The organism is Streptomyces sp. NPDC030296 (assembly GCF_055572815.1).
The window spans coordinates 240,746-259,420 of record NZ_JBVICQ010000012.1 but is presented as its reverse complement, the minus strand read 5'-3'; the positions used below and the strand labels follow the sequence as shown (position 1 = coordinate 259,420).

Sequence of the window (18,675 nt, the reverse complement as noted above, 5' to 3'; positions counted from 1 at the left end):
GGCACCCGCAGGGGAGCCACGACGACCACGGCTGTCACGGCCGTTGCCATGGGGACGACAGCCGCAGAAAACATCCCCATCCCACGCCCCGCGAACGGCGGGACCCGGGAGCGGTGATCACCGGGGAGCTCCGGTGAGCCCCCGCCCGCCCACCGTCTCCACGCTGAACCCCACGCTCCGCTCGACCAAGTCGCTGTCCGGCTCCCTCCTGCCCGGAGAGCCGGCCTCCGACCGCGGTGGAGCGACCCTGCGGGCTCAGCTCGTGCTCGCCCTGCTGTGCGCGGGTTACGCCGTCGGCGCCGCGTTCGGCTGGGGCGATGAAAAAGTCGCCTTCGTCATGGGTGACTTCGGGTTGGCCGCCGCCGCTGCGGCCGCCGCCCTCTCCTGCTTCCGCTACGCGCGCGGCCGCCGCGGCGGCCTCCGCCCGGCCTGGCTGCTGTTCGCTCTCTCGTCCGCCATGGCGGCACTGGGCAACGGCGTCTGGGGGTGGTACGAGGTCGTCCTGGAGCGGCCCGTCCCGAACCCGAGCTACGCCGACCTGTTCTTCCTCTGCTTCGCGCCGCCCGCCATCGTCGGGTTGCTGGTGCTGGCGAAGCGGCCCGTGACCAAGGCCGGCTGGGTCTGCCTGGGGCTGGACGCCTGGCTCATCGGCGGCTCCCTGGTCACCCTCTCCTGGAGCCTGGCGCTCGCCCAGACCGCCCAGCTCGGCGGTTCGACCACGGCGCACACGGCGCTCTCGCTGGCCTACCCGCTGCTCGACATCGCACTGGTCAGCATGGTGCTCGCCCTCCACTTCCGCCGCTCCCCGATGCACCGCTCCGCGGTGAACACCGCGATCGGCGCGCTCGCGCTCACGGTGGTGTGCGACGCCCTGTTCACCTCACCCCTGCTGCACAACAGCTACCGCTCGGGTCAGCTCCTCGACGCCGGCTGGTTCGCGGGCTCCCTGCTCCTCGCCTACGCCCCCTGGGCCGGGCGGCGGCACGGACAGGCCGAGGAGCAGACGCACACACGCGTGGTGCACGAACACATCCCGGGACAGCGGCACGACGCCCAGCGGGGGTACGACGGCCCCCGGGCCGCCCAGATCCACGCCCTCCTCCAGGGCGCGGGCCACAGTCGGTATCCGGCCACCCGCCCCATCGCGGGATCCCTGGCCGCGCTCACCCCGTACCTGGCCGCGGCGGTCTGCACCCTGGGCATCCTCTACAACGTCCTCAACGGCCGCAGCGTCGACCGCGTGGTGCTGATCACCGCCTGCACCGTCGTGCTCGCCCTCGTGGTCCGCCAGGGCATCATGCTGCTCGACAACATCACGCTCACCCAGGAACTGGCCCAGAAGGAGAACCACTTCCGCTCCCTGGTCCAGGGCTCCAGCGACGTGATCATGATCGCCGCGCCCAGCGGCATCCTCCGCTACGTCAGCCCGGCCGCCGCCGGGGTGTACGGACGCCCCGCGGAAGAGCTCGTCGGCAAGGAGCTGGCCTCGATCATTCACCCCGAGGACCTCGGCTGCGTGGTGCACGAGGTGCGCCGCTTCCTCGCCGCGAGCCCGGCCGAGGAGCCCACCACCCGGATCGAGTGCCGCTTCAAGTCCGGCGACGGCGGCTGGCTGAACGTGGAGTCCACGGTCAACCGCCACCACGGCGGCCTCATCTTCAACAGCCGGGACGTGACCGAGAGAGTGCGCCTCCAGGCGCAGCTGCAGCACAACGCCGAGCACGACCCCCTGACCGACCTGCCCAACCGCGCGCTGTTCACCAAGCGCGTCCAGCAGGCACTGTCCGGCCGCCGCTCCACCGACCGGGGCCCCGCCCTGCGCAACACGGCGGTCCTCTTCATCGACCTCGACGGCTTCAAGGCCGTCAACGACACGATCGGGCACCAGGCCGGCGACGAACTCCTCGTCCAGGCCGCCCGCAGGCTCCAGGAAGCGGTCCGCCACGGCGACACCGCCTCCCGCCTGGGCGGCGACGAGTTCGCGGCACTCATCGTCGGGGACGGCTCCCGTGACCGTGCCGCGAGGGAGCAGCACATCTTCGAGCTGGCCGACCGACTGCGGCTCACCCTGTCCCAGCCCTACTCCATCGACGGCAACGATGTCCGGGTGGCCGCCTCCATCGGCGTCGCCTTCGCCGAGCCCGGCCTCGGCGCGGGCGACCTGCTGCGCAACGCCGACCTCGCCATGTACCGCGCCAAGGCGTCCGGCAAGGGCCGCGTCGAGCTGTACCAGCCGCAGATGCAGCAGGACGTCGTCCGCAAGGCCGAGCTGGCCACCCGGCTGCGGGCCGCGCTGCACGACGGCGAGTTCATGCTGCTGAACCAGCCCGTGGTGGAACTGGACACCGGCCGCATCACGTCGGTGGCGACCGCCGCCCGCTGGCGCTCGTCCCAGGGGGTGCTGTTCACCCCGGCCGAATTCCTACGGGTCTCCGAGGACAGTGACAAGACCGCCGAGCTGGGCCGATGGATGCTGGAGCAGGCCGTCGAGCAGGCCGCCGACCGTCTCAACAATGGCCTGAACGTGCCGGTCTCCGTCCGTCTGGGTGCCCGGCGGCTGCAGGACCGCTCCCTGCCCCCCGGCTCCGTCGAGACACTGCTGGCCCGGCATGGGCTGCCCTCCGGCTCCCTGGTGATCGAGCTGTCCGACACGGACCAGCTGAAGGGCTCCCTGGACGACCTGGAACGCCGGCTGAAGCAGCTGCGGCGCCTCGGTGTCCGGATCGCCCTGGACGGCTTCGGCAGCGGCCACGGCGCCATCGCGGCACTGCGCCGCCTCCCCGTCGACGTACTGAAGCTGGACCGCGGTCTCGTCGAAGGGGTCGTGGAGTCACCCCGTCTCCATGCGATCACCGGCGGACTGCTGCGCATCGCGGGCGATCTGGGGCTCCAGACCGTGGCCGAGGGAGTGGATCTGCCCGAGCAGGTCATCGCCTTGCGCAGGATGGGCTGTACACACGGCCAGGGTGCCGCTTTCTCCGGACCGCTGGACGAATACCGGCTGCGCCGGGCACTGTCCTTGGGCCACTATCCCGTGCCCTCCGAACCGGCCGAACCCGCGTTCGCGGGCGGTGGGGCAGGGGTGTACACAAGTGGTGTCCCCGCTGTTTACGGAGGCGGCAGTGCCCTTCGCTCACATAATGAGACTCCTGTCCCACCCACTTGACACACGGTGCGCGCCGGGGGGAGGGTCAGTGCCATGCGCACCCGAATTCTCGTACTTGGAAAGCGCGTCGGCTGAAGCTGGGACCGACCGGAGGACGATCCGGAATCCCCAGCGACCGTACCCGGCGCGCTCCCCTCGCTTGCCTTATGGCAAGGAGGGGTTTTTTGTTGCACGGGCACCAGTCAGCGCAAGCCGCACACCGCACGAACTTCGCAAAAAACCCTCAGCATCGAGAAGAGAATGCCGATGACCGAGCAGGCCTCCGGGGCCCACCATCCGCAGCCGCGGCCCCGATCCGGAGGACAGTCCGCCCCCGTCGAACACGTCACGGGCGCGCAGTCCCTCATCCGCTCTCTCGAGGAGGTCGGGGCCGACACGGTGTTCGGCATTCCCGGTGGCGCGATCCTCCCGGCGTACGACCCGCTGATGGACTCGACCCGTGTGCGGCACGTGCTGGTGCGCCACGAGCAGGGCGCCGGTCACGCCGCGACCGGCTACGCGCAGGCCACCGGCAGGGTCGGCGTCTGCATGGCCACCTCGGGCCCCGGCGCCACCAACCTGGTGACCCCGATCGCCGACGCCCACATGGACTCGGTGCCGATGGTCGCGATCACCGGCCAGGTCGCCTCCAAGGCGATCGGCACCGACGCCTTCCAGGAGGCGGACATCGTCGGCATCACCATGCCGATCACCAAGCACAACTTCCTCGTCACCAAGGCCGAGGACATCCCGCGCACCATCGCGCAGGCCTTCCACATCGCCTCCACCGGCCGCCCCGGCCCGGTCCTGGTCGACATCGCCAAGGACGCCCTCCAGGCCCGTACGACCTTCAGCTGGCCGCCCGCCACCGACCTGCCCGGCTACCGCCCGGTGACCAAGCCGCACGCCAAGCAGATCCGTGAGGCCGCCAAGCTGATCACCGCCGCGAAGCGGCCGATCCTGTACGTCGGCGGCGGTGTCATCAAGGCCGGCGCGACCGCCGAGCTGAAGGTGCTCGCCGAGCTGACCGGCGCGCCCGTCACCACCACCCTGATGGCGCTCGGCGCGTTCCCCGACAGTCACCCGCAGCACCTGGGCATGCCCGGTATGCACGGCTCCGTGGCCGCCGTCACCGGACTGCAGAAGGCCGACCTGATCATCGCCCTCGGCGCCCGCTTCGACGACCGCGTCACCGGCAAGCTGGACAGCTTCGCCCCGTACGCCAAGATCGTCCACGCGGACATCGACCCGGCCGAGATCGGCAAGAACCGCGCCGCCGACGTGCCGATCGTCGGTGACGCCCGCGAGGTCATCGCCGACCTGATCCAGGCCGTCCAGAAGGAGCACAGCGAGGGCAACCAGGGCGACTACAGCGCCTGGTGGAAGGACCTGAGCCGCTGGCGCGAGACCTACCCGCTGGGCTACGACCAGCCCGCCGACGGCTCGCTCTCCCCGCAGCAGGTCATCGAGCGCATCGGCCGCCTCGCCCCCGAGGGCACGATCTTCGCGGCGGGCGTCGGCCAGCACCAGATGTGGGCCGCCCACTTCATCCAGTACGAGAAGCCCGCCACCTGGCTGAACTCCGGCGGCGCCGGAACGATGGGCTACGCGGTCCCGGCGGCCATGGGCGCCAAGGCCGGCGCCCCCGACAAGACCGTCTGGGCGATCGACGGCGACGGTTGCTTCCAGATGACCAACCAGGAGCTCACCACCTGCGCCCTGAACGGCATCCCGATCAAGGTCGCGGTCATCAACAACGGCGCCCTCGGCATGGTCCGCCAGTGGCAGACGCTGTTCTACAACCAGCGCTACTCGAACACCGTGCTCCACTCGGGCCCGGACGACGTCAACCCGAACGCCCGCGGCACCCGCGTCCCCGACTTCGTGAAGCTGTCGGAGGCCATGGGCTGCTACGCCATCCGCTGCGAGTCCCCGGACGACCTCGACAAGGTCATCGAGGAGGCGAACTCGATCAACGACCGCCCGGTCGTCATCGACTTCATCGTCCACGAGGACGCGATGGTGTGGCCGATGGTCGCCGCCGGCACGTCCAACGACGAGATCATGGCCGCCCGGGACGTCCGCCCCGACTTCGGCGACAACGAAGACGACTGAGAGCCGTAGGTAAAGGAAGCAGACCATGTCCAAGCACACGCTCTCCGTCCTGGTGGAGAACACCCCCGGCATCCTGGCCCGGATCGCCGCCCTGTTCTCCCGCCGCGGCTTCAACATCGACTCCCTCGCGGTCGGTGTCACCGAGCACCCCGAGATCTCCCGCATCACCATCGTGGTGAACGTGATCGAGGAGCTGCCGCTGGAGCAGGTGACCAAGCAGCTCAACAAGCTCGTCAACGTGCTGAAGATCGTCGAGCTGGAGCCGTCCTCCGCCGTCCAGCGCGAACTCGTTCTGGTGAAGGTGCGCGCCGACAACGAGACGCGCTCCCAGATCGTCGAGATCGTCCAGCTGTTCCGCGCCAAGACCGTCGACGTCTCCCCGGAGGCCGTCACCATCGAGGCCACCGGGTCCAGCGACAAGCTGTCCGCGATGCTGAAGATGCTGGAGCCGTTCGGCATCAAGGAGCTGGTCCAGTCCGGCACCATCGCGATCGGCCGCGGCGCCCGTTCGATCACCGACCGGTCGCTGCGCGCCCTGGACCGGTCGGCCTGACGGTTTGAACGCCTCGCCAGGCGCCGTACGCCTGGTGGACGATTGCCTGACCGACGGCACGGGCGGCCGGTGACACGCCGTCCGCCCGTATGCCGAGACCCCGAGACTTCCCTTCGCCCCGCCGTCATACGGTGGGAAGCAACACCTGCACTCAAGGAGAGAACCCAAAGTGGCCGAGCTGTTCTACGACGCTGACGCCGACCTGTCCATCATCCAGGGCCGCAAGGTCGCGGTCATCGGTTACGGCAGCCAGGGCCACGCCCACGCCCTGTCGCTGCGCGACTCGGGTGCCGACGTCCGCGTGGGTCTGCACGAGGGCTCGAAGTCCAAGGCGAAGGCCGAGGAGCAGGGCCTGCGCGTGGTGAGCCCGTCGGAGGCCGCCGCCGAAGCCGACGTCATCATGATCCTCGTCCCGGACCCGATCCAGGCCCAGGTCTACGAGGAGCACATCGCCCCGAACCTGAACGACGGCGACGCCCTGTTCTTCGGCCACGGCCTGAACATCCGCTACGGCTTCATCAAGCCCCCGGCCGGCGTGGACGTCTGCATGGTCGCCCCCAAGGGCCCGGGCCACCTGGTCCGCCGCCAGTACGAGGAGGGCCGCGGCGTTCCCTGCATCGCCGCCGTCGAGCAGGACGCCACCGGCAACGCCTTCGCGCTCGCCCTGTCGTACGCCAAGGGCATCGGCGGAACCCGCGCCGGCGTCATCAAGACCACCTTCACCGAGGAGACCGAGACCGACCTGTTCGGTGAGCAGGCCGTCCTCTGCGGTGGTACCGCGGCGCTGGTCAAGGCGGGCTTCGAGACGCTGACCGAGGCCGGCTACCAGCCGGAGATCGCGTACTTCGAGTGCCTGCACGAGCTGAAGCTGATCGTCGACCTCATGTACGAGGGCGGCCTGGAGAAGATGCGCTGGTCGATCTCCGAGACCGCCGAGTGGGGCGACTACGTCACCGGCCCGCGGATCATCACCGACGCCACCAAGGCCGAGATGAAGAAGGTCCTCGCCGAGATCCAGGACGGCACCTTCGCCCAGGCCTGGATGGACGAGTACCACGGTGGTCTGAAGAAGTACAACGAGTACAAGACCCAGGACTCGGAGCACCTGCTGGAGACCACCGGCAAGGAGCTGCGCAAGCTGATGAGCTGGGTCAACGACGAAGAGGCCTGATCCGATGAGGCCGGCCGCGGCGGGTTCACCCGGAGTCGCGGCCGGCCTCTTCTCACGTCCGGGTGACCTTTCCGCGGTGGCGTGGGACGACGCCTTCGGCGCCACTACACTGCTGCACTACATACGCGTCAGGCCCACAGCGTCGTGCGTCTTCCACGCGGCCACCACCCTCCACCGCCTGCGGCCGTCGGGACGGCCGTCCGCAGCATTGGACTTGTGAGGACTCACGTGAGCTCGAAACCAGTCGTACTGATCGCTGAAGAGCTGTCGCCCGCCACCGTCGACGCGCTGGGCCCGGACTTCGAGATCCGGCACACCAACGGGGCGGACCGAGCCGAACTGCTCCCGGCCATCGCCGACGTCGACGCCATCCTCATCCGCTCGGCCACCAAGGTCGACGCCGAGGCGATCGCCGCCGCCAAGAAGCTGAAGGTCGTCGCGCGAGCCGGTGTCGGCCTGGACAACGTGGACGTCTCCGCCGCCACCAAGGCCGGCGTGATGGTCGTCAACGCCCCCACCTCGAACATCGTGACCGCCGCCGAGCTGGCCTGCGGTCTCCTCCTCGCCACCGCCCGCCACATCCCGCAGGCGAACACGGCGCTGAAGAACGGCGAGTGGAAGCGCAGCAAGTACACGGGCGTGGAGCTCGCCGAGAAGACCCTCGGTGTGGTCGGCCTCGGCCGTATCGGCGCGCTCGTCGCGCAGCGCATGTCCGCCTTCGGCATGAAGGTCGTCGCCTACGACCCGTACGTGCAGCCCGCGCGCGCGGCGCAGATGGGTGTGAAGGTCCTGTCGCTGGACGAGCTGCTGGAGGTCTCCGACTTCATCACAGTCCACCTGCCGAAGACCCCCGAGACGGTCGGCCTGATCGGCGCCGAGGCGCTGCACAAGGTCAAGCCGTCGGTGCGCATCGTGAACGCCGCGCGCGGCGGGATCGTCGACGAGGCCGCGCTGTACTCGGCGCTCAAGGAGGGCCGCGTCGCCGGCGCCGGCCTCGACGTGTACGCCAAGGAGCCGTGCACCGACTCCCCGCTGTTCGAGCTGGACGAGGTCGTCTGCACCCCGCACCTCGGCGCCTCCACCGACGAGGCGCAGGAGAAGGCCGGTATCGCCGTCGCCCGCTCCGTGCGTCTCGCCCTCGCCGGTGAGCTGGTCCCGGACGCGGTGAACGTGCAGGGCGGTGTCATCGCCGAGGACGTCAAGCCGGGTCTGCCGCTCGCCGAGCGTCTCGGCCGTATCTTCACCGCGCTGGCCGGTGAGGTCGCGGTCCGTCTCGACGTCGAGGTGTACGGCGAGATCACCCAGCACGACGTGAAGGTCCTTGAGCTGTCCGCGCTGAAGGGTGTCTTCGAGGACGTCGTCGACGAGACCGTGTCGTATGTGAACGCGCCGCTGTTCGCGCAGGAGCGGGGCGTCGAGGTACGGCTGACGACCAGCTCGGAGTCGCCGGACCACCGCAATGTCGTCACCGTGCGGGGCACGCTCGGCAGCGGCGAGGAGGTCTCGGTGTCCGGCACCCTGGCCGGGCCGAAGCACCACCAGAAGATCGTGGCCGTCGGCGAGTACGACGTGGACCTCGCGCTCGCGGACCACATGGTCGTCCTGCGGTACGTGGACCGTCCGGGTGTCGTCGGCACGGTCGGCCGGATCTTCGGCGAGCACGGCATCAACATCGCCGGTATGCAGGTCGCCCGGTCCGCCGCCGGTGGCGAGGCCCTCGCGGTCCTCACCGTCGACGACACGGTGTCGCAAGGTGTGCTGGCCGAGGTGGCCGAGGAGATCGGCGCGACGTCGGCGCGCTCGGTGAACCTCGCCTGAGCCGAACCCCGTCTGAGTTTCTCGCGGTGTGCGGCCGGGGCCCGGCCACCTTCGGGTGGTCGGGCCCCGGCCTTTCTCATGTCCGGGCGGGCTCGGCTGGGTCCTGCCCGATCGCGCTGCCGTCCCCGACGGACGCGGGGCCTTCCCCGGCCGGCTCGGGGTCCCTCGCCCGTAGCGACACGTACGCCTGCGCGAGCAACGCGTCCTTCGAGCCGTAGTGCGACGAGGGGGAGCGCGCGCTGAGCGGCACCGAGCCCGGTTCGGTCGAGCGGTTCCGGGAGGTGTGGGCCAACGTCATCGACACCATGCGGCAGCCGGGCTCGATGTGGCGGCTCAGCATGGAGATCATCGTCATGGGCGACCAACTGCCCGAGGTCCGCGACCATCTCGCGCTGGCGCAGCGCGAGGCGGGGCGCGGTCTGATCCCGATGCTCATGGGCGGCCGGGAGGAGGACGTCACGGAGAAGGACGTCGACACCCTCGGAAAGCTGCTGGTGACGCTGATGACGGGACTGATCGCCCAGTGGACCTTCGACCCGCCGAGCGCCCCCGAGGCCGACGAGCTCGCCGAGGGGCTCCTGCGGATCATCGCGGCGACGCGGGGGGAGTGACTACGCCGGCACGAGCCGGCCCCCGCGCATCTCGACCGCCCGGTCCGCGAAGTGCCGTACAACTGCGCGGTCGTGACAGATGAACAGATAGGCGAGCCCCAGGTCGGCCTGGAGGTCGGCGAGGAGGTTGAGGACGCCGGCCCGGACGGACGGGTCGAGGGCGGAGACCGGTTCGTCGAGGACGAGCAGACGGGGCTCGGAGGCCAGGGCGCGGGCGATGCCGGCGCGCTGGCACTGGCCGCCGGACAGCTCGTGCGGGAAGCGGTCGCCGTAGGCCGGGTCGAGACCGACGCGGTCGAGGAGCGCGGCGACCCGTGCGGGGCCCGTCGCGTCCCAGCGGCCCTGGAGGCGCAGCGGCTCCGCCACCGCGTCCCGGATGCGGTGGCGGGGGCTGAGCGAGCCGTACGGGTCCTGGAAGACCGGTTGCATCCGGGGCCGCAGCGGGCGCAGTTCGCGCTCGGTGAGCGTCGTCAGCTCCCGGCCCTCGAAACGGACCCGGCCGCCGTCGGGGCGGCGCAGTTGGAGCACGGCGGCCACCGTGGAGGACTTGCCGCAGCCGGAGGGGCCGTTCAGGGCGAGGGTCTCGCCCGCGTCCACGGTGAAGGAGACATGGTCGACGGCGGTGACCGTGCCGTAGCGGACGACCAGATCGCGCACGTCGAGCAGGGCGGTGGGCTGGTTCACGCGGGCCGCTCCAGGAACAACTCGGTCGCCGGGTACGGCACTTCGTCCCAGCGGTGACAGGAGACCTCATGGCCGTCGCCGACCGTCCACGGACCGGGTTCCTCGCGGTGGCAGCGGTCCTCGACGAGCGGGCAGCGGGGCGCGAAGGCGCAGCCGGACGGCAGCGCGTCGGGCGCGGGCGGGGAGCCGGGGATGGCGGGCAGCCTACGGCGCCGACCGGAGCCGCCGCGCCGCGGAGCGCCGCCCACGGGACCGTCCTCGCCGCCCGCCGGTGGCAGCGACGCCAGCAGCCCCGCCGTGTACGGGGCGAGCGGGCGGTCCAGCACCCGGAGCGTCGGGCCCTGTTCGACCTGGCGGCCGGCGTACATGACCAGGACGCGGTCGGTGTGGTCGCGGACCACGCCCAGGTCGTGCGTGACCAGCACGAGCGCGGCGCCGACCGCCTCGCGCTGCTCGCCGAGGACCCGCAGCACCTGGTCCTGGAGCTCCGCGTCGAGCGCGGTGGTGGGCTCGTCGGCGACGACCACGTCCGGTTCGTTGATCGTGGCCATGGCGATCACGGCCCGCTGCCGCATCCCGCCGGAGTACTCGTGGGGGTACGCCCGCGCCTTGCGCTTGGCGTCGGGGATGCCCACCCGGTCGAGGGCGGCGACCGCACGGGCCCGGGCCTGGGAGCGGGAGACGCCCGCCACCGACCGTACGGCCGCGGCGAGTTGGTCGCCGACGGGGTGCACGGGGGACAGGGCGGACAGGGCGTCCTGGGGGACGAGGGCGATCCGGCGGCCACGCAGGGCGGCGAGCGCCGGGCGGGTGGCGCCCACGAGTTCGGCGTACGAGCCCGGCTCGTCCCGCAGCCGCACGCTCCCGCTCGTCGTCGTGCCCCGCGGCAGCATGCCCAGCAGGGCCCGCGCGGTGAGGGACTTGCCCGCGCCGGACTCGCCGACCAGGGCGAGCACCTCGCGGGGGCGGACGTCGAAGGACAGCCCCCGGACGACCTCCAGGGCGCCGAAGGCGACCCTCAGGTCACGCACCGAGAGCAGGGCGTCGGGCGCGGCCGACGCAAGGGGAACCCTCGGAGCGGGCTGTGCGCACTGTGCGGGCTGTGCGGATGGTGCATCTGGTGCATCTGGTGCTGAGGGCGAAAGAGCCGTCCGGGGGTCGGGGCGCGGGCCGGGTGTGGGGCCCGCGAGGGGTGCGTCAGGCATGTCGGGCTCCCGTCAGGGTCTCCTCGTTCCCGTCCCGGCCGTCCGTGGGGGCCTCCGGGTGCCGGGGCCGGTCCTGCTCGTTCGTCCGGGACCGGTCCTGCTCGTTCGTCCGGCGCCGGTCGACCCTCCGGCTCCCGCGCCGTCGCGCCCGCCCCTGGGTGTACGCCGCGCCCGACACCGCGAGGCCCGCCAGCAGGGCCAGGGCGACCGCCGGGGCCAGGGCCGCCCAGGGGGCGCGTTCCACGTAGGCGCGGGACTCGTCGAGCAGCAGGCCCCACTCGGGGGTGGGCGGCTGGGCGCCCAGGCCGAGGAAGCCGAGCGAGGCGAGGGCGAGGGCGATGCCGGGGAGGCGGAGGATCGCGTGCCGGGTGACCGGGGCGGCCACCGAGGGCAGGACGTGCCGGGTGAGGATCCACCACGGACTCGCGCCGATCGCGCGCTGGGCGGCGAGGAACGTCGACGCCCGCACCTCCTGGACCAGGGCCGCCGCGTGCGCGGCCAGCGGAGGCCAGGAGATCAGGGCCACGGCGAGGGCCGCGCCCCGTGTGCCGGGGCCCGCCGCGGCGGCGACCAGGATGCCGGCGATCACCGGGGGCAGCGCGTTGGCGATGTCGGACGCTCCCTCGGCCACGCGGGGCAGGAAACCGAGCGCCAGCGCGGCGAGCAGGCTCAGGGCGCAGACGGCCGCCGCCGTGCCGACGGTGGAGGCGGCGCCGTGGCCGAGGCGGGCCAGGACGTCACGGCCGAGCCCGTCCGTGCCGAGCGGGTGGGCCCAGGAAGGCGGCAGCAGCCGGGCGGTGGTGTCCACGGCGTACGGGTTCCGCAGCAGCCCCCAGCCGACCGCGACCAGGAGGAGCACCGCGAGGGTCAGCGGCACCGCCGGGTGGGTGCGGACCGGGCGGGCGGCGGGGAGGGTGAGGCCCGCGTCGCGCAGGGCGGGGCCGAGGAGCCGGCGCCGGGCGAGGGCGGCGAGGGCGCCCGCGACCAGGCCCAGCGCGAGGAGCGCGAGGATCGAGCCCTGGAGGAGGGGGAGATCCTGGGACTTGGCCGCGCCGAGGGCCGTACGGCCGATGCCGGGCACCGCGAACACCGTCTCCACGGCGACCGCGCCGCCGGTCAGACCGACGGCGACCATGCCGAACTGGGGGACCAGGGGCGGCAGGACGCGCCGCAGCGCCGCCGCCGAGACCCGCGCCCGGCTGACGCCCGCGCCCCGCCACAGCTCCACCCAGCGTTCGTCGAGCACGGCGGGCAGCGCGTCCGCGACCAGCCGGCCCAGCAGACCGCCCGCCGGGACACCGAGGGCGATGGCGGGCAGGACCAGGTACTCGGGGCCCGCCCAGCCGGAGGTCGGCAGCAGGCCCAGCCACACCCCGCACACCAGCAGCGCCACCGTGGCCAGCAGGAACTCGGGGACGGCGGCGAGCATCGCCGCGAACGCGCCGGCCGTCCCCCGGCCCCGCAGGAGCACCGGGGCGACCAGCGCGCCGGCCAGCAGCACGGCGACGGCGAAGGCGGCGCCCATGAGGCCGAGGGAGACCTGGAGGCCGGAGACCACGGAGGGGAGCACTTCGGTGCCGGACACCCAGGACGTGCCGAGGTCGCCGCGCAGCAGCCCGGACGCCCACCGGCCCAGCAGGGACAGGGGGCCGGCGTCCAGGCCCAGGTCCTCGCGGATCGCGGCCAGCGCCTCGGGGGTCGCCTCCTGTTCGGCGGACCGGGCGCGCAGCACGGTCAGCGCCGGGTCCCTGCCGGAGAGCCAGGGCAGCAGACCCACGGCGGCCAGGACGGCGAGCAGGCACACGAAGCGGGTCGGCCCCGCTGGGCCGACCGACTTCCGTACGTTCTCCCTCACTTGACGTAGGTGGCGGTGGTGACCAGCTCGCGTTCACGCGGGTCGTGCGCCGCGCCCACGACACCGGCCGCGTCGCCCTGGATGACGCGCTCGTGGAGCATCGGCACGGCGGCGTCGGTGCCGAGGACTGCGGCCTCGGCCTCGATGACGGCCTTGCGGCGGGCGTCACCGGCGGCGGTCTCGGACGCCTTCTTCAGAGCGGCGTCGACCTTGTCGTCCGTCAGCTGGGCGATGTTGAAGGAGCCGTCGGAGGCGAAGTCGCTGTAGAGGTACGCGGCCGGGTCGCCGGAGTCGAGGACGGTCGCCCGGGAGAGGATGAACGCGTCGAACTCGCCCGCCAGCGCGTCTGATTCGATGTTGGCGTACTCGCGGACGTCGAGCTTCACCTTGAACCCGGCCTTCTGGAGCTGCTGCTGGAGCGTGGCGGCGACCTCGGGCAGTTCGGCGCGGTCGGTGAAGGTGCCGATGGTGATCGACTTCCCGGACGGGTCACCGGCCTTGGCGCGCTTCACCGTCGACCGCAGTTCGGCGGCCCAGGGAAGCGCGGGCCCCAGCAGCCCCGCGGCCACGTCGGCGCGCCCCTCGTACACGCCGTTCACGATGGACTCGGCGTCGACGGCCTCGCGGGCGGCGGCGCGCAGCGAGGCGTCCTTGAAGACGCCCTTCTCGGTGTTCAGGTAAAGGGTGTTGGTGCGCGGCATCGGGACCTCGGTGATCAGGTCCTGGTCGAGCACGGCGGCCTGCGAGACGGGGATCGCCTCGACGATGTCGGCCTCGCCGGTGCGCAGGGCGGCGGCGCGGGCGGTGCCGTCCGGTACGAACGTCACGTCGATGCCGGGTGCCTTGGCCTTGTCGCCCCAGTAGTCGTCGTAGCGGTCGAGGGCGGCGGAGGACGTGCCGTTGACCTTGGTCAGTTCGAAGGGGCCGGTGCCCGCGCCGACCGGGTTCACCGTCTTCCCCTTGTACGCCTTCGCGGCGAGGATCGACAGCTGGGGCGAGCTGAGGCGCTGCGGGACGAGGGGGTCCTCCACGGCGGTGGTGACGGTGACGGTGTCGCCCTCGGCCTTCGCGGTCAGCTCCACGCCGTCGAGGATGCGGGGCTTGGGGGAGGCGGTGGCCGCGCGGGTGAGGGAGTTGACGACGGCGTCACCGGTGAGCTTCGTGCCGTCGTGGAAGGTCACGCCCTCCCGGATCGTGAACGTCCAGCTCTTGCCCGACTGCTTCCACTCGGTGGCGAGCGCGGGCCGCGCGTCGCCCTCAGGGTTCAGCTTCACCAGCGTCTCGGCGGTCGACCAGCGCGACAGCTTGAACGCGTCGTCGGACAGCGGCGACAGGCCCGAGCGGGGCGGCAGCATGTGCGCGACCCGGATCCGCCTGCCCTCGCCACCGGCTGCCCCGTCGGCCCCCGTCGACGAGAAGCAGCCCGTGAGCAGGGCGGAGGCCGCGGTGACCGCGATCAGGGGGACAAAACGGACGGGGACGCGCACGGGACACTCCGAGTAAGGGCGTGGTCAATGATTGAACGCGCCACGACCGTAGCATGATGACAATCATTTTCAGAAGTGCGGTTTCTCGCCACTGTCACAGCTACTTCGCGAGCAACTCGTGGAGGAGAGCCATCACGATCACCCCCACGCCGATGGCCACCCCCAGGCCGGGGTGGTGGAACGCGATGTACGTGGTGAGGGCGCCCGCGCCGAGCAGGACGAGCATGCGGGTGCTGATCTGGTGGTCCATTCCGTCCTCCTGGCGGTCGACTGGTCCTGCTGATCAGCTTCGACGGCGTCGAGGGGGCGTGAACGAATCCTGATGAACACTCACAACCTTCCACAGCCGATGGCAGAACGGGCCGACGGGCGCATCATGAGCCGTGAACGACGTCTGACAATCTCTGACAGTGCGGGGGAGTTGCCCGATGCCGCGATGGAAGGCGCCCGACCTGCCGGACGGCCCTCTGCGTGAGTTGAACCGGGCGCTCCACGGGCTCCACGGCCGCGCGGGATGGCCGTCCTCCCGGGACCTCCAGAAGGCGGTGGGCGGGCGCGACGTCGTGAGTTACACGAAGATCCACCAGGCCCTGACGAAGCCGTTTCTCCCGCGCTGGGGGGTTGTCGAGCTGCTCGTCGAGGAGTTGGCGAGGATGGCCGGCGGGCGCCGCCGTCCCGACGACACCGTCGAGCATTTCAAGGAGCTGTACGACCGGGCGTACGGCGCCGGCGAGGGCGACGGCCGCGTTCCGCGGGCTCCCGACACACCTGCGGCGGCGTCGGCGACGACCAGGCCGCCGAGCAGTGTCAACAGCATGGACGAGCAGGCCAATGGGACCGTATCCGCCCAACAGGGCGACCGGAGCGGTGGCAAAGGACAGCGCGGAGACGCCCTGGCCGAGCTGCGGCGCCGTATCTCCGACGGCAGTTATCCGGTCGGCTCCACGCTCCCGCCGCAGCGCGAGTTGGCGAGCGAGCTGGGAGTCTCGCGCCTCACGGTCCAGCGGGCGCTCCGAAGTCTGCAGGACGACGGCTGGATCATGTCGCGGCAGGGCAGCGGATCACGTGTGATCAAGAACGGCGAGATTGAACGGGCGACGAACCCGGGGCGTTCCCACCACCCTGTCTCACTCGCCCCGTACATCGCTCAGGCCTTCGAGCAGGACGACGTGAGCCTCGACGTCTTCACGCTGACGTCGGAGTCGCTGACCGCCCACATCCAGCTCCAGGCGGAGCGGATCCACGCCCTGCGGATCAGCCCCCGGAGCATCACGCTGAGGGTGATGGTGCCCGACATGTCGCTCGCATTCCCGTACTGGCGCTCAGGAGATGCCACGCAGGACGACGCCCTCAAGGAGCGCGCCGCGGACATCGCGCGCCGTCACCTCATCACGCTGCACAACGCGCTGAACAACGTGTACACGTCGATGCTCGTCCCCTCCGTCCGGCTCACCATCCACCAGATCCCCCTGGTGCCGTCCTTCAAGCTCTACCTGATCAACGGGGTGGCGGCCCTGCACGGGTTCTACGAGGTCGTCGAGCGTCCCATCGACCTGAACGGCGAGACAGTCGGCGCTCTGGACGTGATGGGCCTGGGCGCCGCGCTCACCTACCACGTCGAGGACGACGACCCCCACTCACAGGGATCGGTGTTCGTGAGGAACGCCCGAGGCTGGTTCGAGTCCGTCTGGCAGCGGCTGGCTGAACGGGAGGGGCACGGCTGACCGCACGTCCCTCAGAGCCGCGCCCCCTTCAGGGCCATGTGCAGCAGGAGGCGGTCCTCGCCGTCGTCCAGGTCCAGGCCCGTCAGTTGTTCGACGCGGGAGAGGCGGTAGTAGAGGGTCTGGCGGTGGATGCCCAGCTCCGCCGCCGTGCGGCCCGCCTGGCCCGCGCAGTCGAGGAACGTCTCGGCGGTGCGGGCCAGTTCGTGGTGGGCGGGGGACAGCAGTCCCCGGACGGCAGGGTCCTGGGGGGTCTCCGGAGGCAGGGACGTCAGGAGGCGGTACGGCCCGATCGAGCGCCACTCGGCGACCGGGCCCAGGCGGGGCTCCGCCAGCGCCGCGCGGGCCGCCGCCGATGCCTCGCGCCACGCGGTGCCCAGCTCGCCGAGGCCCATGCGGGCGCCCGCCACTCCGGCCGCCGCCCGCGCGCCCGCCCGCTCCAGCAGCCGGCCGGCCGCCGTGAGCGCGGGCGCCGGGACGTCCGCCGAGCGCAGCCGCACCAGCAGGGCGAGGCTCTGCCCGGCCGCCCCCCATGGCACCGTGCACAGCGCCGTCGCCCCCGGCACCGTACGGAAGGACGGGGCGTCGTCCGGGTCCGCCGACGGCCACGGGGCCACGCACACCACCGTGTGGACGCCGTCGCCGCGCGGGCCGAGGGCGGCGCGCAGTTCCGCCACCGCCATGTCCCGCTCCCAGCCTGGCCCGGCCGTGAGCACCGCCCGCAGCTCACGGGTGAGGTCGGCGCCCGCCTGCGCCTCGTCCGCGAGGAGCGCGCCGATGCGGGACGCGACCGCCATGGCGGCGGACAGCTGGGCGTCGGTGGGGCCCGGGTCGCCGTCCAGCAGCCAGACGTAGCCGAGGACGACGCCCCGGTGGCGTACGGGGAGGCAGACGCGACCCCGCAGGACGCCCGCCTCGGGGGTCGGGGGGATGCGGACGGGGGCGGTCGCCCGGGTGATGCCGAAGCCCTCGAACCACTCCCGCACGGCCGCCGTCGAGCGGCGGGTCAGGATCGAGCGGGTCCGGACCGGGTCCAGAGCCGAGGGGTCGAGGTCGCCCTCGCTGTCGTACGCGCCGAACGCGATCAGCTCGAAGTCACGGTTCTCCAGCGTCGCCGGGGCGCCGAGCAGCGCCGAGATCTCGTCGACGAGCTCCTGGTAGTCACCCACGTGGTGGAACGATGCGGCGTCCGGCGTCACGAGGGCATTCTCCCCCATCCCGCCGCTCCCTTCATACATCTGTCTGAGATCTGCGGCACGGATGCGTGACAGCTGTCGATGGTCGGCGAACGGGGGGATCCTTAGGTTTCACGGTGGTCCTGTCTGCTGGTTTGTGGAGGTGCCCCGTGCTGGGTCCCGTGATTCTCGCCGCGTCGCGCAGCGACCGGATGCGACGCCTGATCTCGGCCGCGCCCGTGACCAAGCAGGTCGTCGACCGCTTCATCCCCGGGGAGGGCGTCGACGACATCGTCCCCGTCGTCGAGGACCTCACCGCCGCGGGCCTCGAAGTGACGCTGGACGTCGTCGGCGAGGACATCACCCGCCCCGAGCAGGCCACCGCCGCCCGTGACGCCTACCTGGAGCTGATCGACCGGCTCGGCGCGCTGGAGCTGGGCGAACGCGCCGAGATGTCGGTCAAGCTGTCCCTCTTCGGCCAGGCGCTGGAGGGCGGCCACGAGCTGGCCCTCGCGAACGTCCGTCCCGTCGTCGAGGCCGCCGCCGCGATCGGCACCACCGTCACCCTCGACGCGGAGGACCACACCACCCTCGACTCGATGTTCGCCATCCACGAGGAGCTGCGCCGCGACTTCCCGCAGACCGGCTGCGTCATCCAGGCCTACCTCTTCCGTACCGAGGCCGACGCCCGCCGCCTCGCCGCGAACGGCAGCCGGGTGCGCCTGGTGAAGGGCGCCTACAAGGAGCCCGCCTCCGTCGCCCACCAGCAGAAGACCGAGATCGACAAGGCGTACGTCCGCACCCTGAAGATCCTCATGGACGGCGAGGGGTACCCGATGATCGGGTCCCACGACCCCCGCCTCATCTCCATCGCCCAGGAACTCGCCCACCGCGCCGGGCGCAAGCTCGACGAGTACGAGTTCCAGATGCTGTACGGCATCCGCACCGACGAGCACCACCGGCTCGCCGCCGAGGGCCACCGCATGCGGGTCTACACCGCCTACGGCACCGACTGGTACGGCTACTTCATGCGTCGCCTGGCCGAGAAGCCTGCCAACCTGCGCTTCTTCGTCCGCTCGATGATCAGCAAGGGCTGAGCCCGAAAACCGCCCGCTCAGTAAGGAGTTACGGAACC

At 71.7% G+C, this 18,675-nt stretch carries 14 protein-coding genes and 1 pseudogene; 8 read left to right on the top strand and 7 right to left on the bottom strand.

Annotation, left to right across the window (positions count from 1 at the left end; all coding sequences use genetic code 11):
- Positions 1 to 133: 133 nt before the first annotated feature.
- The 5 genes from ACZ4Z3_RS31560 to serA all read left to right on the top strand — a co-directional run bounded on the left by ACZ4Z3_RS31560 (position 134) and on the right by serA (position 8,802).
- The gene (locus ACZ4Z3_RS31560; protein WP_468504209.1) at positions 134 to 3,166 is read left to right on the top strand and encodes a putative bifunctional diguanylate cyclase/phosphodiesterase; all 3,033 of its coding nucleotides are present in this window, start codon (positions 134 to 136) and stop codon (positions 3,164 to 3,166) included.
- A 246-nt stretch (positions 3,167 to 3,412) separates the two neighbouring features.
- Complete coding sequence (locus ACZ4Z3_RS31555; RefSeq protein WP_468504208.1) at positions 3,413 to 5,260, top strand: acetolactate synthase large subunit; 1,848 nt, start codon at positions 3,413 to 3,415, stop codon at positions 5,258 to 5,260.
- 25 nt (positions 5,261 to 5,285) lie between these two features.
- Positions 5,286 to 5,813: an acetolactate synthase small subunit gene (gene ilvN, locus ACZ4Z3_RS31550; RefSeq protein WP_055713333.1), complete on the top strand. Its 528-nt coding sequence runs from the start codon at positions 5,286 to 5,288 to the stop codon at positions 5,811 to 5,813.
- A 169-nt stretch (positions 5,814 to 5,982) separates the two neighbouring features.
- Positions 5,983 to 6,984 carry a ketol-acid reductoisomerase gene (gene ilvC, locus ACZ4Z3_RS31545; protein ID WP_055512707.1) on the top strand — a complete coding sequence of 334 codons (1,002 nt, stop codon included), beginning with the start codon at positions 5,983 to 5,985 and terminating at the stop codon, positions 6,982 to 6,984.
- A 228-nt stretch (positions 6,985 to 7,212) separates the two neighbouring features.
- Complete coding sequence (gene serA / locus ACZ4Z3_RS31540) at positions 7,213 to 8,802, top strand: phosphoglycerate dehydrogenase (protein WP_468504207.1); 1,590 nt, start codon at positions 7,213 to 7,215, stop codon at positions 8,800 to 8,802.
- A gap of 76 nt (positions 8,803 to 8,878) precedes the next feature.
- On the opposite strand, the gene ACZ4Z3_RS31535 is transcribed toward serA, so the two are convergent.
- Complete coding sequence (locus ACZ4Z3_RS31535) at positions 8,879 to 9,142, bottom strand: hypothetical protein (protein WP_468504206.1); 264 nt, start codon at positions 9,140 to 9,142, stop codon at positions 8,879 to 8,881.
- Between ACZ4Z3_RS31535 and ACZ4Z3_RS31530 the strand changes: the two are divergent.
- Positions 9,027 to 9,413: pseudogene (locus ACZ4Z3_RS31530) on the top strand (TetR/AcrR family transcriptional regulator); the annotation flags it as partial. The gene ACZ4Z3_RS31535 and the pseudogene ACZ4Z3_RS31530 sit on opposite strands and share 116 nt — an antisense overlap.
- On the opposite strand, the gene ACZ4Z3_RS31525 reads toward ACZ4Z3_RS31530, so the two are convergent.
- The 5 genes from ACZ4Z3_RS31525 to ACZ4Z3_RS31505 all read right to left on the bottom strand — a co-directional run bounded on the left by ACZ4Z3_RS31525 (position 9,414) and on the right by ACZ4Z3_RS31505 (position 14,894).
- The gene (locus ACZ4Z3_RS31525; protein ID WP_468504205.1) at positions 9,414 to 10,097 is read right to left on the bottom strand and encodes an ATP-binding cassette domain-containing protein; all 684 of its coding nucleotides are present in this window, start codon (positions 10,095 to 10,097) and stop codon (positions 9,414 to 9,416) included.
- A complete protein-coding gene (locus ACZ4Z3_RS31520; RefSeq protein WP_468504204.1) occupies positions 10,094 to 11,128 on the bottom strand; it encodes an ABC transporter ATP-binding protein in 1,035 nt (344 codons plus the stop codon). Before ACZ4Z3_RS31520 ends, ACZ4Z3_RS31525 begins: the two co-directional genes overlap by 4 nt.
- Positions 11,129 to 11,294: 166 nt before the next feature.
- On the bottom strand, positions 11,295 to 13,157 hold the full coding sequence (locus tag ACZ4Z3_RS31515) for an ABC transporter permease subunit (RefSeq protein WP_468504203.1): 1,863 nt from the start codon (positions 13,155 to 13,157) through the stop codon (positions 11,295 to 11,297).
- Entirely contained in the window at positions 13,154 to 14,644 is a 1,491-nt protein-coding gene (locus ACZ4Z3_RS31510; RefSeq protein ID WP_468504202.1) for an ABC transporter substrate-binding protein, read from the bottom strand. The genes ACZ4Z3_RS31515 and ACZ4Z3_RS31510 overlap by 4 nt, the downstream gene beginning before the upstream one ends.
- Before the next feature lie 100 nt (positions 14,645 to 14,744).
- Entirely contained in the window at positions 14,745 to 14,894 is a 150-nt protein-coding gene (locus ACZ4Z3_RS31505; RefSeq protein ID WP_468504201.1) for a hypothetical protein, read from the bottom strand.
- A 178-nt stretch (positions 14,895 to 15,072) separates the two neighbouring features.
- Here ACZ4Z3_RS31505 and ACZ4Z3_RS31500 point away from each other — a divergent pair, with 178 nt between their 5' ends.
- On the top strand, positions 15,073 to 16,368 hold the full coding sequence (locus ACZ4Z3_RS31500; RefSeq protein WP_468504200.1) for a winged helix-turn-helix domain-containing protein: 1,296 nt from the start codon (positions 15,073 to 15,075) through the stop codon (positions 16,366 to 16,368).
- 11 nt (positions 16,369 to 16,379) lie between these two features.
- Here ACZ4Z3_RS31500 and ACZ4Z3_RS31495 read toward each other — a convergent pair whose 3' ends face one another.
- The gene (locus ACZ4Z3_RS31495; RefSeq protein ID WP_468504199.1) at positions 16,380 to 17,582 is read right to left on the bottom strand and encodes a PucR family transcriptional regulator; all 1,203 of its coding nucleotides are present in this window, start codon (positions 17,580 to 17,582) and stop codon (positions 16,380 to 16,382) included.
- Positions 17,583 to 17,710: 128 nt separating this feature from the next.
- Between ACZ4Z3_RS31495 and ACZ4Z3_RS31490 the strand changes: the two genes are divergently transcribed.
- The gene (locus tag ACZ4Z3_RS31490; RefSeq protein ID WP_468504198.1) at positions 17,711 to 18,637 is read left to right on the top strand and encodes a proline dehydrogenase family protein; all 927 of its coding nucleotides are present in this window, start codon (positions 17,711 to 17,713) and stop codon (positions 18,635 to 18,637) included.
- Positions 18,638 to 18,675: the final 38 nt, after the last annotated feature.

Excerpts from the sequence above, each read along its gene's own strand:
- ilvN (WP_055713333.1), top strand. The coding sequence starts at position 5,286 with ATGTCCAAGCACACGCTCTCCGTCCTGGTGGAGAACACCCCCGGCATC.
- ACZ4Z3_RS31495 (WP_468504199.1), bottom strand. The coding sequence starts at position 17,582 with ATGGGGGAGAATGCCCTCGTGACGCCGGACGCCGCATCGTTCCACCAC.
- ACZ4Z3_RS31505 (WP_468504201.1), bottom strand. The coding sequence starts at position 14,894 with ATGGACCACCAGATCAGCACCCGCATGCTCGTCCTGCTCGGCGCGGGC.
- ACZ4Z3_RS31535 (WP_468504206.1), bottom strand. The coding sequence starts at position 9,142 with ATGCTGAGCCGCCACATCGAGCCCGGCTGCCGCATGGTGTCGATGACG.
- ACZ4Z3_RS31500 (WP_468504200.1), top strand. The coding sequence starts at position 15,073 with ATGCCGCGATGGAAGGCGCCCGACCTGCCGGACGGCCCTCTGCGTGAG.
- ACZ4Z3_RS31555 (WP_468504208.1), top strand. The coding sequence starts at position 3,413 with ATGACCGAGCAGGCCTCCGGGGCCCACCATCCGCAGCCGCGGCCCCGA.